Below are 14,075 nucleotides of genomic sequence, written 5' to 3' on the forward strand. Positions count from 1 at the left end.
ACCATCTCACATGGACCCAGCCAGGCGCGAAGCGCGGGAAGAGAAGAACGTCCCTGCGTCCACGCACCAAAACAGCTTCGCAGGCATTGGCAAATGCGGCAGAGCGCCCCCGCAAGGTACGCTGTCAAGCGCACCCGGCAGAAGAGTGGCAAGACTTATGGGCATTGGTTCAGACCAGCCCCCGTAATTTGGCCAAATTCGGCCCCAGCGCCTTTTCTCTTTTGGACCGTGCACGGCCCGTTTTCTCTTTTCGGCGCAACCGAAAAGAGGGGCCCCCGCCGGAGCCCAGCGAAGCGGGTCCGGTGGGGAGAGGAGGAAGGAACGGAGCTTGAGCGGAATGTTCGGCTTTAGCCGGAAATGGAGCGGCGGAGTTTCTTCCGACGACATGGGGGTGCATTGCCCAGCCATCACCATGGCTGAATCCCGCCCCGCCCGCAAGGGCGAGCAAAAGCCGCCCCCACCCGCAGGGCGGCCACCCTCCAACTGCCATACTCTCTCAAAATATGCAAAATACGCCAGTACCCGGACAGAATCTTGTACAATCTCACAATTGAATAAATATACACATAGGGCGTATAATGCACCTATCATCCAACAACACAAGGGAGGACCCCATCATGAAGAATAAGGACGACATCAAAAAGATTGTGCTGGCCTATTCCGGCGGCCTGGATACATCCATTATCATCCCCTGGCTGAAAGAGAACTACAACAATCCCGAGATCATCGCCGTGGCCGCCGACGTGGGCCAGGGGGACGAGCTGGACGGCCTGGAGGAGAAGGCCATCAAGACCGGCGCCAGCAAGCTGTACATCGCAGACCTCACCGACGAGATGGTGGACGACGTCATCATCCCCTCCTTGAAAATGGGCGCTAGCTACGAGCAGTACCTGCTGGGCACCGCCTTCGCCCGGCCCATCATCGGTAAGAAGCTGGTGGAGATCGCCAAGCAGGAGGGGGCCGACGCCATCGCCCACGGCTGCACCGGCAAGGGCAACGATCAGGTCCGCTTCGAGCTGGCCATCAAGCGCTTCGCCCCGGAGATGACCATCATCGCCCCCTGGCGGGAGTGGGACATCAAGGGCCGGGATGAGGAGATCGACTACGCCGAGGCCCACAAGGTCCCCCTGAAAATCTCCCGGGAGACCAACTACTCCAAGGACAAGAACCTCTGGCACCTGAGCCACGAGGGCCTGGACCTGGAGGACCCCGCCAACGAGCCCCAGTACGAGAAGCCCGGCTTCCTGGAGATGGGCGTCAGCCCTGTTACCGCCCCCGACGCCCCTACCTACGTGACCATCGACTTTGTCAAGGGCGCCCCTGTGGCCGTGGACGGCCAGAAGATGAAGGCCAGCGACATCATCCGCAAGCTGAACAAGCTGGGCGGCGACAACGGCATCGGCCTTTTGGACATCGTGGAGAACCGGCTGGTGGGCATGAAAGACCGGGGCGTGTACGAGACTCCCGGCGGCACCATCCTCTACAGGGCCCACCAGTGCCTGGAGATGATTACCGTGGACAAGGACACCGCCCACATGAAGAGCAAGCTGGCAGTGGACTTCGCGGACCTTATCTATAACGGCAAGTGGTTTACTCCTCTGCGGGAGGCCCTCAGCGCCTTCGCCGACGCCACCCAGGAGCATGTCACCGGCTCCGTGAAGCTGAAGCTCTACAAGGGCAACATCATCACCGCCTCTATCACCTCTCCCGAGAGCCTGTACTCCGAGGAACTGGTGACCTTCAACGAGAGCGACTACAACCAGGGCGACGCCACGGGCTTCATCAACCTGTGGGGCCTGCCCGACACCGTGCTGGCCCTCAGAGAGGCGGGGCGTCTTTGAAAGATGCAGGGGGGAGCAGGCTCCCCCCTGAGAATCCCCCTCTACTGCCGGAGGAACCGGGGCGGGGAGGATGGGTCTGATTTTCTGCCGAAGCCCGTCCTGACACCGGCGAGATCCGCTTGCTATGAGGCCGCCGCTCTCGGCGGCCCAATCCCTTCCGTTTTCTAAAAATTTTCCGTTCAGGAGGTCTCCCCATGAAACTCTGGTCCGGCCGCTTTGCCAAAGACACCGACGCTCTGGTGGATCAGCTGAATGAATCCATCTCCTTCGATCAGCGCCTTTACCGCGAGGACATCCAAGGCAGTCTGGCCCACGCCAGAATGCTGGGGGACTGCGGCATCATCTCTTTGGAGGATGTTGCCGCCATCACCGAGGGCCTGAACGGCATCCTCCGGGACATTGAGGCGGGAGAGGTGGAGTTTACCACCGATAATGAAGACATCCATATGAACATTGAGGCCCTGCTCACCGCCCGCATCGGCGACGCGGGAAAGCGGCTCCACACCGCCCGGTCCCGCAACGACCAGGTAGCCCTGGACTTTCGGATGTACGTCCGGGGGGAGATCCCCGTCGTCGTGGGTCAGCTGCTGGAGCTGGAGAAGGTCCTCTGCAGGCAGGCCCGGCAGTACCAGAGTGCCGTCATGCCGGGTTACACCCACCTCCAGCGGGCCCAGCCCATCTCCTTTGCCCAGCACCTGATGGCCTACGCCCAGATGTTCGCCCGGGATGTGACCCGGCTGGAGGACTGCGCGAAACGACTGAATGTGTGCCCCCTGGGCTCCGGCGCCCTGGCGGGGACCACTTACCCCATCAACCGCGCCCAGACCGCCGCGGATTTGGGCTTTGACGGGCCCATGAGCAACTCCCTGGACGGCGTCAGCGACCGGGATTACGCCCTGGAGCTTTTGTCGGATCTCTCCATTTTGATGATGCACCTAAGCCGCTTCGCCGAGGAGATCATTCTCTGGTGCAGCTGGGAGTTTAAGTTTATCGAGCTGGACGACGCCTACGCCACCGGCTCCAGCATCATGCCGCAGAAGAAGAACCCGGACGTGGCGGAGCTGGTCCGGGGCAAGACGGGCCGGGTGTACGGCGATCTGATGAGCCTTTTGACCGTCATGAAGGGCCTGCCTCTGGCCTATAATAAGGACATGCAGGAGGATAAGGAGCCGGTGTTTGACGCGCTGGACACGGTGGAGATGTGTATCCCTGTGTTCGCGGCCATGCTGGACACCATGACCGTCCGGACGGAGAATATGCGTCAGGCGGCGGGAAGGGGCTTCATCAACGCCACGGACTGCGCCGACTACCTCACCAAGAAGGGGATGCCCTTCCGGGACGCCTACACGGTGACGGGCCGCCTGGTGGCGGACTGCGCCGCCAAGGGGAAGACGCTGGAGGAGCTGACGCTGGAGGAACTGCGGGAGGTTTCGGACCTCTTTGCCGGGGACGTGTACGACGCCCTGAACCTGGAGAACTGCATGGCCCTGCGGAACAGCTATGGCGGGCCGGCCAGGGAGAGCGTGGAGCGGCAGATTGCCCTCATAGAGGAATTCACGGCGGCCCGAAGGGATGTTTAAGCTGGAGGAAGCAACCCGGCCCCCCTGGCCTGCGCCCTGGAGGTCCTGGAGAAGGCCGCCCGAATGGCGCTTCGGCTTTCTGGAGACCGGGAAACGCGCTCCGGAGACGAGCTGGGCAGTGAACCGGGAGGAGATCTGCCCTGGAATTTTTGAAGAACAGGGAGGCTGACATGAGCAGACCGATTGTATACATCGACGGCAGGGAGGGCACCACCGGCCTCCAGATCTACGACCGCCTGTCGGCCCGGGAGGACATTGAGCTCCTTCTCATCGACGGGGAAAAGCGCAAGGACCCGGCGGAGCGGGCCCGGCTGATGAACGGGGCGGACATCGTCTTTCTCTGCCTGCCGGACGATGCCGCCGTGGAGGCCGTGGAGCTGGCGGCAAATCCCAACACCCGAATCATCGACTGCTCCACCGCCCACCGGGTGGCTCCGGGCTGGGTGTACGGCTTCCCGGAGCTCACCGGCCAGCGGGAGAAGATCCGTTCTGCCGGGCGGGTGGCCAACCCGGGGTGCTATGCCACCGGCTTTCTGGCCCTGGTCCGGCCCCTGGTGGAGCGGGGCGTGCTTCCCGCCGGAGCCAGGGTGACCTGCCACGCGCTCTCCGGCTACACCGGCGCGGGGAAAAAGGCCATCGCCCAGTACACCGCCCCGGACCGGGAGACGGAGCTGGACGGCCCCCGGCACTACGCCGTCTCCCTCAGCCACAAGCACCTGCCGGAGATGGCTGCCGTGGCCGGGCTGGACAGCCCGCCGCTGTTCACACCCATGATCTGCGATTACCCCCAGGGTATGGTGGTCACGGTTCCCCTGTGGCTGGACCAGCTGAACGGGGAGCAGTCCATTGATACGCTGCGAACGCTGTACGCCGGCTACTACTGCGGCAGCCCCGTAGTGGAGCTGCGCCCTGCCGGCGCCCCCGCCTGCGGCTTCATCGGGTCCAACAATCTGGCGGGGAAGGACACCCTCCAGATCTTTGTCAACGGCGGCGGCGGGGCGGTGCTGCTCTCCGCCCGCCTGGATAACCTGGGCAAGGGCGCCAGCGGCGCGGCGGTGCAGAACATGAACCTGATGCTGGGCTTTGAAGAGACTGCCGGATTAAGCCTGTAAAAGTTTTCGTCCACCTTTTTCAAAAGGCGGCGGGGTGCAGGGGCAGGGCCCCTGCCGTCTCGGGCGATGCGAAGCGAGCCCGCTTCCAAGAGCGGAGACAGCCAACGCAGTGAAACAAAATGATTGGGCTCCGCCCAAACCCGCCAGGGCGTTGCCCTGGACCCACCGCCCTTTGAAAAGGGCGGCCCTAAACTTTATTCTTTTCAGCTGCCGCAGCTATAACAACAAACAGCGAGGTATCAAAACTATGCTGAACTTCATCGACGGCGGCGTCTGCGCCGCACAGGGCTTCCGGGCCGCCGGCGTCCACGTGGGGGTCAAAACCCACGCCGCTTGGAAAAAGGACGTAGCCCTCATCGTCTCCGACACGGACTGCGCCGCAGCGGCGGTGTTCACGAAAAACGTGGTGAAGGCCGCCCCCATCCACGTGGACCTGGCCCATCTCAAAGACGGGCGGGCCCGGGCCGTCATCGCCAACAGCGGCAACGCCAACGCCTGCGCCCCTCATGGGGAGGAGTACGCGGAGCGCATGTGCGCCGCTGCGGCAAAGGCCATCGGCTGTGAGGCCGGGGACGTGCTGGTGAGCTCCACCGGCGTCATCGGCCAGACCATCAATGTCTCCGTGATCGAGGAGGGCGTCCCGGCGCTGTACGCTGCCCTGGAGGCATCTCCCGAGGCCAGCGACGCCGCGGCCCACGCCATCATGACCACCGACACGGAGAAGAAGGAGGCGGCGGTGGAGACCGTTGTGGGCGGGAAGACTGTCCGCCTGGGCGGCATCGCCAAGGGCAGCGGCATGATCCACCCCAACATGGGCACCATGCTCTGCTTCCTCACCACGGACTGTGCCATCTCCTCCCAGATGATCAAAACCGCCCTGCTGGAGACGGTGAACGTCAGCTTCAACCGCATCAGCGTGGACGGCGACACCTCCACTAACGACACCTGTCTTGTCCTGGCCAACGGCCTTGCGGGCAACGCCGAGATCATTGAGAAGGGACCGGACTACGAGGCCTTCCTCGCGGCCCTGCGGACGCTGTGTGTGGAGCTGGCGAAAAAGATGGCCTCCGACGGCGAGGGGGCCAAGCACCTCATTACCTGCTCCGTCGTTGGTGCGAAGAGCGAGGCGTCGGCGGAGATCATCGCCAAGTCCGTCGTCTCCTCCACGCTGACCAAGGCCGCCATTTTTGGCGCGGACGCCAACTGGGGCCGGGTGCTGTGCGCCATGGGCTACTCCGGGGAGGACTTTGACCCGGACAAGGTGGATGTCCATTTTGCCAGCGCCGCCGGAGACATTGCGGTGTGCGAACAGGGCCGCGGCCTGGATTTTGACGAGGAGCTGGCCAAGACGATCCTGACGGAGCACGACGTGGAGATTCTGATCTCCATGGGCGAGGGCCAGGGGACCTGCACCTGCTGGGGCTGTGACATCACTTATGATTATATCAAAATTAACGGCGATTACCGGACTTGACCGTTGATTGGCGGACACTGGGGCCGGCTGATGACTGCCGAGGAGGGCGGGGGGCATGGCCCGCACAGGGGTGCGGGCCCCACAAAGATCCCTCTTGTTCGCCAATGTCACTGAGTTAAAGAAAATTGCCCAATAATGGACTGCAGAAATGTTTTGGATTTCCCTTGTTCAGCTGAAATCCAGGGGCATTTTAATGCGCTGCTATTTGGAAAATGGTCTTATCTTGATGACATTGGCCTGTCCGCCTGACAGCCGGTCCCGCTCTGTTCCGGTGCATATTGGAAAATCGCTGTAAGGGTGGAAAAACCTGTGGAGCCAGATCCCCACTGTGGGATCAGCCTTTCAGGGGAAGGCGGCGCCCTACTGTGGGGCCCGCTGCCCTCAGCAGGCCATTCCCCCTCAGCGATCCGACTCCCCATCATCCTGCAAAGACGGGGAGCATTTCCCCAAGAGAAAGGAAGATCACCCATGTCCTCCCATGAACAGCAGGCCCAGACCCTGATTGAGGCCCTGCCCTATATTCAAAAATTCACCGGCAAGACCGTGGTGGTGAAGTACGGCGGCAACGCCATGGTCTCCGACACCCTCCGCCGCTCCGTCATGAGCGACATCGTCCTTTTGAACCTGGTGGGCATCCGGGTGGTGGCGGTTCACGGCGGCGGGCCGGAGATCTCCGCCATGCTGAAAATGATCGGCCATGAGTCCCGCTTTGTGGACGGCCTGCGCTACACCGACGCCACCACCATGGACGTGGTCCAGGCCATCCTCTGCGGCAAGGTCAATAAGGACCTGGTCTCCCAGCTCAGCCGCCTGGGCGGGCAGGCCATCGGACTTTGCGGCATGGACGGCGGCCTCTTCCAGGCCGTGCAGCTGGACGAGAAGTACGGCCTGGTGGGCCGCATCACCGGCGTGAATCCCGCTCCGGTGGAAAACGCTCTGGCCAGCGGCTACATCCCCATCGTGGCCACCGTGGCCCAGGGGACGGACAGCGATACTGTCTACAACATCAACGCCGACACCGCCGCCGCAAGATTGGCGGAGGCCCTCCACGCCGAGAAGCTCATCCTGCTCACCGACGTCCGGGGCCTTCTCCGGGACCCCAAGGACGAGGAGACGCTGATCCACGTGGTTCGCACCGGCGAGGTGCCGGAGCTCATCAAAACCGGCGTCGTCTCCGGGGGGATGATCCCCAAGATGGAGTGCTGTGTGGACGCCATCCGCGGCGGCGTGGAGCGGGTCCATATTCTGGACGGCCGCATCCCCCACTCCATTCTCATCGAGCTGCTCAGTGACCGCGGCATCGGCACCATGCTGAAAAGGGAGGAATGAACATGACTTCTCAGGAGATCAAGAGCCTGACCCATCAGTATATCATGAACACCTACGGCCGCTTCCCCGTGGCCATTGACCACGGCCAGGGCGCGCGGCTCTACGACCCAGAGGGCCGGGAGTACGTCGACTTCACCAGCGGCATCGGCGTCACGGACCTGGGCTATGGGTATCAGCCCTGGGCAGACGCCGTGGCGGCCCAGGCGAAGAAGCTCAATCACGTTTCCAACCTCTTCTACACCGAGCCCGCCGCCCGCCTGGCGGAGATCCTCTGCAGGCGCACCGGGGAGAGCTGTGTCTTCTTCGCCAACGGCGGCGGAGAGGCCAACGAGGGCCTCATCAAGCTGGCCCGAAAGTACAGCTTTGACAAGTACGGCCAGGGGCGGAGTACCATCATCACGCTGAAAAATTCCTTCCACGGCCGCACCGTCACCACCTTGAAGGCCACGGGGCAGGACGTGTTCCACAACTACTTCTTCCCCTTTACCGAGGGGTTCCGCTACGCCGCCGCCAACGATCTTGACTCCCTGAGGGCCGCCGCCGGCGAGGACGTGTGCGCCGTTATGGTGGAGCTGGTTCAGGGCGAGGGCGGCGTGCTGCCCCTGGAGCCGGACTATGTGAAGGCTCTGGCGGAGCTCTGCGCCGAAAAGGATTGGCTGCTGCTGGCGGACGAGGTCCAGACCGGCGTGGGCCGGACGGGCAGCCTCTTCGCCTTCCAGCAGTACGGCATCCTGCCGGACGCGGTGTCCTTTGCCAAGGGCATCGCCGGGGGCCTGCCCATGAGCGGCATCCTGGCCAATGAGAAGTGCCGGAACGTGCTGGGGCCCGGCACCCACGCCACCACCTTCGGCGCCAATCCCGTCTGCGCCGCCGCGGGCCTGGTGGTGCAGGAGACCCTGAGCGACGCCTTTTTGGAGGAGATCAAGGCCAAGGGCGCATACCTCCGCGAGGGCATTGAATCGCTGGCCCTGCCCTGCTTCGACAGGACCCGGGGCCTGGGATTGATGATCGGCATCGAGGTCAAAGACGGCTTTACCAACAAGGACATCGCAAACCGGCTCATTGAAAACGGCCTCCTGGTGCTGACTGCGGGCCCCGGCATGCGCCTGCTGCCGCCGCTGGTCATCACGAAGGAGGAGATGGATCAGGGGCTGGAGATCATGCGGAAGGTTTTGGCATAACAGATATATCCAGACAGGCCGCCGAGGGTGGCGGCCCCTGTTTCTTTCTATTAAAAAACCTCCTGCAGGGGGCCGGCGCTCTTGCCGGCCCGTTCCCCCCGGTTTTGCGAAATTGACGAAAGAGAGGCGTTCTCCCATGAACAACCACACCCATTTCTTAAAGCTTTTGGACTTTACCCCTGCTGAGATTCAGCAGTTCCTGGACACTGCCGCCGATTTGAAGGCCAAGAAAAAGGCGGGGATTCCCCACCGGTACTTAGAGGGCAAAAACGTGGCGTTGATCTTTGAGAAGACCTCCACCCGTACCCGCTGCGCCTTTGAGGTGGCGGCCCAGGACCTGGGGATGGGCTCCACCTACCTGGGGCCCACCGGCTCCCAGATCGGCGTGAAGGAGTCCATCGCCGACACCGCCCGGGTGCTGGGGAGGATGTACGACGGCGTCGAGTACCGGGGATTCGGACAGGCGTTGGTGGAGGAGCTGGCGGCGCACGCCGGGGTGCCGGTGTTCAACGGGCTGACCAACGAGTTCCATCCCACCCAGATCTTGGCGGACTTTTTGACCATACAGGAGCATTTTGGAAAGCTCAAGGGCGTGAAGCTGGTGTACCTGGGGGACGCCCGGTTTAACATGGGCAACAGCCTGATGGTGGGCTGCGCCAAGATGGGGATGCACTTCGTGGCCTGCGCTCCCAAGGCGTATATGCCGGACCCCGCCCTGGTGGAGACCTGCCAAAAGATTGCCGGGGAGACCGGCGCGGCGCTGGAGTTCATAGAGGACCCCATGGAGGCCGCAAAGGCCGCGGACGTGCTGTACACCGACGTGTGGGTCTCCATGGGCGAGCCGGTGGAGGTCTGGCAGGAGCGCATCGAGGCCCTGGGACCCTATCAGGTGACAAAGGCCCTGATGGACAACGCCGGCCCCCAGTGTAAGTTCATGCACTGCCTGCCCGCCTACCACGACCACAAGACCAAGGTGGGACGCGAGATGGGCGAGAAGTTTGGACGCAGCGCCATGGAGGTCCCCGACGAGGTCTTTGAGTCCCCGGCCTCCATCGTCTTCGACGAGGCGGAGAACCGGATGCACACCATCAAGGCGGTTATGTACGAGCTGATGAAGTGAATAAAAACCGCCTCCGGCAGCGCCGGAGGCGGTGAGGATATTGCAAAAAGCAGGGCGGCCGGATCAAAACGTGCCGCTCTTGTTTTGCGCTTTTACCCTGTCAGGGATGTTTTTGTCCGTTGCAGCGATGTGAGCCCATGTCAAACCAGGTAATCAGCTCGCCGCATGCAGGGCACTTGTGCTGTTCAATCTTCTCGCGAAGCCATTGGGGAATGCCGACTTCCCGCATACGCAGGGAATCGGGGATGACGGAGGCATGATTGCAGATGCCGTTGATGACCGGCTTTGTGCTGAATTCCCTCAACTTTTCACAGGGAAAATCCTGGCACTCACAGCAGCGGCGAACACCGTGACACACAGCGCAGTCCAAAAATCCATGATCGGCGCAATTTTGACATCCCTTGCGGACGTAGTCGGAAAGACAGCCGTGACATTCGTCGGGAAAGGACGGACAGGCCCCGCAAAACAGACCGCATATTGACGCGCAGTCCTCATCTGGAATTCTTTTCATAGCTTGCCTCGCTCCAATCAGAGTAGATTGGTCAATACTAGGCCTTGTTTGAAAAAAGCGGAATGCCCAACGGCGAGAGATGTTTTCGCCAATCAAGGCAAATTTTTGCAGGCGGGCTGACGCCCGGCAAGAAAACTTAACGCAGAGTGGCGGATAAAGATCCACCGTTTGGGCGTTTTGACTTTTTTCAAACAAGGCTTGAATATAAAGTATACTTAAATTATGCGGACAAGTCAATACAGCAAGAGAGGAATACTCAGGGCTTTGCCCCGGGACCCCGCAGACTTTGCAAAGGCTTGCGAAACCTTTTTCCGTGCTTCGCGCCTCTTTCATGCGTTTGCCCGGGGAACACCCAAAGCCGCGAGGGCCGACAGCAGGTGTCCTTTTGGCCTGTTGTCAAAAATGTCTGGTTAGGGGCCTTTCTTCCAAAATCGGCTTGACAGCCGCGTCTGTCCCTCCTAAAATAGAATAGCAATTCTAGCAGACAAGAGGAGAGGGTTTTATGGAACGTTCCGCCGGCATTCTGCTGCCGATTTTTTCCCTGCCGGGGGCCTATGGCGCCGGCGTCCTGGGGACGGAGGCCCGAGAGTTTGTGGATTTCCTCCGCGATGCCGGACAGAAGTGGTGGCAGATTCTGCCCATCGGCCCCACTGGGGCGGGCAACTCCCCCTATACCAGCGAGTCCACCTTCGCGGGCAGCCCCCTGCTGATCGACTTGGAGCATCTGGCGGCGGAGGGGCTGCTGGACCGGTCCGACCTGGAGGGCGCCCGGGTGCCGCCCTCGGACCGGATCGACTACGGAGAGCTGTACCGGCTGCGGGAGCCCCTGCTGCGCAAGGCCTTCCAGCGGGCCAGGGGGAAGGGGGACGAGGCCGTCCGGGCTTTCGCGGAGAAAAATCCCTGGCTGGCGGAATACGTGCTGTACCGGGCCGCCAAGATCCACTTTGAAAACGCGGCCTGGTTCGACTGGCCGGACGAGGGCCTGCGCCGCCACGAGCCGGAGGCCCTGGACCGCTGGCGGCGGGAGCTTCAGGAGGATGTGGCCTTCCGCTCCTACGTGCAGTACTGGTTTTTCACCCAGTGGGCGGAGCTGAAGGACTACGCCAACGGAAACGGCGTGGGAATCATCGGCGATATGCCCATCTATGTCTCCCTGGACTCCGCTGACGTGTGGTCGGAGCGGGGGGAGTTTCTGCTGGACGGCGAGGGCCGTCCCTCCAAGGTGGCGGGGGTGCCGCCGGACTACTTCTCGGAGGAGGGCCAGCTCTGGGGCAATCCCCTGTACGACTGGCCAGCCATGAAGCGGGACGGCTTCGGCTGGTGGATTCGCCGGGTGGAGGGGGCCAGCAGGCTCTTCGACGCCATCCGCATCGATCACTTCCGGGGACTGGAGAGCTACTGGGCCGTTCCCGCCGGGTCCGACACCGCCAAGACGGGGGCCTGGGAGAAGGGCCCCGGCATGGATTTGCTGCGGGTGCTCATCAGCTGGTTTCCCAAGACCACATACATTGCCGAGGATCTGGGAATCCTCACCGACGATGTCCACCGGCTGCGGGAGGAGGCGGGCCTGCCGGGAATGAAGGTTCTGGAGTTCGCCTTCTCCGGGCCGGACAACGCGTATCTTCCCCACCACTACAAGCCCGGCTGCATCTGCTACACCGGAACCCACGACAACGACACCGCCGCGGGCTGGTACGCCCACGCCTCGGAGGAGGAGCGGGCCTTTGTGAAGACGTACCTGGGCGTGTCCGACGCCGGGAGCGCGGCGCGGGCCCTGCTCCGGTGCGGGCAGGGCAGCGTGGCGGAGCTGTTCGTGGCCCAGATGCAGGACTACCTGGGCCTTGGCAGCGAGGCGCGGCTCAACGTCCCTGGCGTGGCGGAGGGCAACTGGCGCTGGCGGCTGCTGCCCGGACAGGTCACGGAGGCGCTGGCGGAGGAGATCCGTGCCATGACGGCGGCGTTCAGCCGGTGCTGAGCTGGGCGCGGCGGAGCGGAGACGTTCCCAGGGCCTTCTCCCGTGAATACAGGTTCTAAGGGCAGGGCGGACCATTTTGGTCCGCCCTGCCCGTTTTTACTGCCACGCAATTAGACCCAGATGTTTGCCAAGCGCGTCCAAATGCGACTCGTCCAGGGCTCCGGCATGAATATCCGCATAAAATCCATTGCTTCGTATCCACGCGATGAGCGTTTCCTCGGAATACATCACCGCAATTCCATACGCGTTGAACTCCGGTAAGAGGTGATAGCGGTCATTGCAGAAGCTCTCTAATTCCCTTTCAATATCGAGGGTTGTTACAAAGCTTCCTTTGCATCTTCCCTTCTTAAAAACGGGCTTGTTTTCCAGAGCGATTGTAAGCATTCTGCCTGCGCAGAACTGATAACAGGAAAAGCCGCTCCGCTCTATATTCCATTCCCGTTTGTAATATTGCGCAAGGCGCCCGCCTGTGATCTCATAGCCGGCAATTGGCGCCCGCTTCTTTTTGAAGAAGACGAGGATTCCCTGCTCTTCATAAATTTCATCCAGGGGTAAAAAGCGCTCCGCGCCCGCAAAATATTCCTCCTGATGATGAATCGCTGTATAGATCAGCTTTAATTCCTCGGGGAAAGGGCGGCCTAGTTTTTCCTCAACCGCGGAGAAATCGACCGTTTCCTCTGTGTTGAGGTTCATGAACAGGCTCATTTTTAAGAGCATAGTCCGCAGATCCGCGTACTCCGGCTCCAGCAGCCTGTGATTGTCCCATAGACGAACCGCCCGGTCGTCTTCACAGATCGGGTGTTCTGACTGGATCAACTCCGGTTTGATGATGGAGAGGCTTGCATACCCGCACATCTGCGTTTCATCATATCGGCCATAATAGACCTTTTTCCTGTAAAAGTAAAATCCCTCTTTCATTTTTCGCCCTCCGTCCGCTTTGGCCGTCCAATGACGACGCAAAGCGCCGCTTTTATATTGTGCTCACAGCGCCATCAGCAGCGTCCCCGCGCCGATGAGGACACAGCCGGCCAGGGATTTGGCGGTGAATTTCTCGTGGAGAAAGACGAAGGCCAGCGCCAGCGTGATGACCACGCTGAGCTTGTCGACAGGCACCACCTTGGAGGCCTCGCCGATCTGGAGGGCCTTGTAGTAGCACAGCCAGGAGGCCCCGGTGGCAAGACCGGAGAGGATCAGAAACAGCCAGCTCCTCCGGCTGATGTCCGTGATGCCGCCCTGGGCGTTGGTGACAAACACCATGCCCCAGGCCATAACCAGCACCACGACGGTGCGGATGGCGGTGGCCAGGTTGGAGGACACGCCCTCAATACCCACCTTTGCCAGGATAGAGGTCAGGGCGGCGAAGACCGCCGATAAAAGGGCCAGGATGAACCACATAGCAACGCTTCCCTTCTTCCGAGATATGTTCAGATGCCGGATGCCGCGGGGCGGGCCCCGCTGTCACAGAGGCTTTTCCATGGCCACGTGGGGCACCGGGGCGCACTCCATGATGAAGACCTCGCTGGTGGTCTTATAGCCGCGGCGGGCATAGAAGGGCTGGGCCGTCACCCGGGCGTCCAGGTACATGGTCTTTCCGCCCTGCTCCGCCGCCATGGCCTCCATCCGCTCCAGCAGCTCCCCGCCGATGCCGCTGCCCTGGAGCGCGAAGTCCACGCACAGATATTCCACCTTGAATACCTCCTTGTGGCTCATGACGCCGACGCCCAGAAGCTGCCCGCCGTCAAAGGCGCCGATGACGGCGGACTCCTTTTCGCAGCTGAAATCCTCCTTGTGGATGTCCAGGCCCAGGGGAATCCGCATGACCCGGTTCCGCAGCTCCAGCGTCTCCAGGTACTCCGCCGAGCCGTATTCGATGGGTTTGATCTGCCGCATATGTACGCCTCCTGAAAATATGATAAAAGATTATAGCACGCAGGGGATGCCCTGCCAAGGCG

The 14,075-nt window shown here is 61.8% G+C and carries 12 protein-coding genes; 8 read left to right on the plus strand and 4 right to left on the minus strand.

Going from position 1 to position 14,075, the window contains the following annotated elements:
- Window positions 1-617: 617 nt before the first annotated feature.
- The 7 genes from C816_RS01195 (at window position 618) to argF (ending at window position 9,637) form a co-directional block, all read left to right on the plus strand.
- Complete coding sequence (locus tag C816_RS01195) at window positions 618-1,841, plus strand: argininosuccinate synthase (RefSeq protein WP_016320572.1); 1,224 nt, start codon at window positions 618-620, stop codon at window positions 1,839-1,841.
- A gap of 194 nt (window positions 1,842-2,035) precedes the next feature.
- The gene (gene argH, locus C816_RS01200) at window positions 2,036-3,421 is read left to right on the plus strand and encodes an argininosuccinate lyase (protein ID WP_016320573.1); all 1,386 of its coding nucleotides are present in this window, start codon (window positions 2,036-2,038) and stop codon (window positions 3,419-3,421) included.
- Between the two features lie 170 nt (window positions 3,422-3,591).
- Entirely contained in the window at window positions 3,592-4,533 is a 942-nt protein-coding gene (gene argC / locus C816_RS01205; protein WP_016320574.1) for an N-acetyl-gamma-glutamyl-phosphate reductase, read from the plus strand.
- 247 nt (window positions 4,534-4,780) lie between these two features.
- On the plus strand, window positions 4,781-6,007 hold the full coding sequence (argJ, locus tag C816_RS01210; protein WP_016320575.1) for a bifunctional glutamate N-acetyltransferase/amino-acid acetyltransferase ArgJ: 1,227 nt from the start codon (window positions 4,781-4,783) through the stop codon (window positions 6,005-6,007).
- 468 nt (window positions 6,008-6,475) lie between these two features.
- Window positions 6,476-7,336, plus strand: a complete 861-nt coding sequence (argB, locus tag C816_RS01215) for an acetylglutamate kinase (RefSeq protein WP_016320576.1) — start codon at window positions 6,476-6,478, stop codon at window positions 7,334-7,336.
- A 2-nt stretch (window positions 7,337-7,338) separates the two neighbouring features.
- Window positions 7,339-8,517 (plus strand): aspartate aminotransferase family protein, encoded by a 1,179-nt coding sequence (locus tag C816_RS01220; protein ID WP_016320577.1) that lies wholly within the window; start codon window positions 7,339-7,341, stop codon window positions 8,515-8,517.
- Between the two features lie 136 nt (window positions 8,518-8,653).
- On the plus strand, window positions 8,654-9,637 hold the full coding sequence (argF, locus tag C816_RS01225) for an ornithine carbamoyltransferase (protein ID WP_016320578.1): 984 nt from the start codon (window positions 8,654-8,656) through the stop codon (window positions 9,635-9,637).
- 100 nt (window positions 9,638-9,737) lie between these two features.
- On the opposite strand, the gene C816_RS23315 is transcribed toward argF, so the two are convergent.
- The gene (locus C816_RS23315) at window positions 9,738-10,481 is read right to left on the minus strand and encodes a DUF3795 domain-containing protein (protein ID WP_155978866.1); all 744 of its coding nucleotides are present in this window, start codon (window positions 10,479-10,481) and stop codon (window positions 9,738-9,740) included.
- Between the two features lie 169 nt (window positions 10,482-10,650).
- On the opposite strand from C816_RS23315, the gene malQ reads away from it, so the two are divergent.
- A complete protein-coding gene (gene malQ / locus C816_RS01235; protein WP_016320580.1) occupies window positions 10,651-12,123 on the plus strand; it encodes a 4-alpha-glucanotransferase in 1,473 nt (490 codons plus the stop codon).
- Window positions 12,124-12,219: 96 nt separating this feature from the next.
- Here the strand turns inward: malQ and C816_RS24100 are convergent, their stop codons facing one another.
- From C816_RS24100 to C816_RS01250, 3 genes are all read right to left on the minus strand, one after another.
- Complete coding sequence (locus C816_RS24100; RefSeq protein ID WP_016320581.1) at window positions 12,220-13,041, minus strand: SMI1/KNR4 family protein; 822 nt, start codon at window positions 13,039-13,041, stop codon at window positions 12,220-12,222.
- A 63-nt stretch (window positions 13,042-13,104) separates the two neighbouring features.
- A complete protein-coding gene (locus C816_RS01245) occupies window positions 13,105-13,518 on the minus strand; it encodes an EamA family transporter (protein ID WP_016320582.1) in 414 nt (137 codons plus the stop codon).
- 63 nt (window positions 13,519-13,581) lie between these two features.
- Window positions 13,582-14,013, minus strand: a complete 432-nt coding sequence (locus tag C816_RS01250) for a GNAT family N-acetyltransferase (protein WP_016320583.1) — start codon at window positions 14,011-14,013, stop codon at window positions 13,582-13,584.
- Window positions 14,014-14,075: the final 62 nt, after the last annotated feature.

The sequence above is a fragment of the Oscillibacter sp. 1-3 genome, assembly GCF_000403435.2.
Taxonomy (GTDB): domain Bacteria; phylum Bacillota; class Clostridia; order Oscillospirales; family Oscillospiraceae; genus Oscillibacter.